The organism is Plebeiibacterium sediminum (genome assembly GCF_026013605.1).
GTDB lineage: Bacteria > Bacteroidota > Bacteroidia > Bacteroidales > Marinilabiliaceae > Saccharicrinis > Saccharicrinis sediminus.
This window is the reverse complement of record NZ_JAPDPJ010000232.1, coordinates 1-800: the sequence shown is the minus strand read 5'-3', so window position 1 is coordinate 800 and position 800 is coordinate 1. Positions and strand designations below refer to the sequence as shown.

Annotated in this window: 1 protein-coding gene; it reads right to left on the bottom strand. The window is 37.6% G+C overall.

Features of this window, described 5'->3' with window-relative positions; genetic code table 11:
• Positions 1 to 800 (bottom strand): OmpA family protein (locus tag OM075_RS25240; protein WP_301193335.1); only part of this gene is annotated, 800 nt, incomplete at both ends.

The window sequence follows — 800 nt, the reverse complement described above, 5'->3', positions numbered from 1 at the left end:
CGAGTTTCTCCATAACCTTTTGCTATAACCCGACTTTTATCAATACCTCTGTTTACCATATATGTAACCGCAGATTCGGCTCTTTTTTGCGATAAACGTTGATTAAACTGAGCTGAGCCTCTTGAATCGGTATGCGATCCCAACTCAATTTTCACTCCCGGATTATCCTTTAAGAACTGAATCATATCATCCAACTCCGTTGCGGCATCCTCTCTAATATTCCATTTACCTAAGTCGTATAAAATCTCAATCTCAATACTTGCCCCAACTTCTGCCTTTTGCATTTCAAGCTGCATAAATTCATTCACATTTACATAACCAGAATCTCTGTTAACGGTCGAATATGGAGTACGTTTTGTAAAGTATCCTTTTTTAGTAAACACCAAACTATAATCAGTTTCCGGCTTTAGTTCTGCTTTAAATTGTCCATCAGCTCCACTTACCACCGAATAGGCATCAGCATCAACCGGCTCTACTTGTAAGGTTACTTCAGGAATAGCTTTCATATCCGGTAATAAATAAACACTACCATATATTCCCCATTCCGGACGAGGGATCAACTCAATTTTAAATTCCTGTGTGGCATCTGATAATTGAATGGTTTCCTGATATGGGAAAAATTCAGGAAGATCAACAATAACATTTAAAGTTTCCTGATCTTCAAACGCAGCTTTTATTACACCCTCGCTATCAGAATTTACCTGAGCTACTAAGCCTCCTTTTAAATCCTGGAATTGAACCGGACTATTCGAAATAACTGCTTTTGTATTTTTATTGATGAGTTTACCCATTAATCCCTT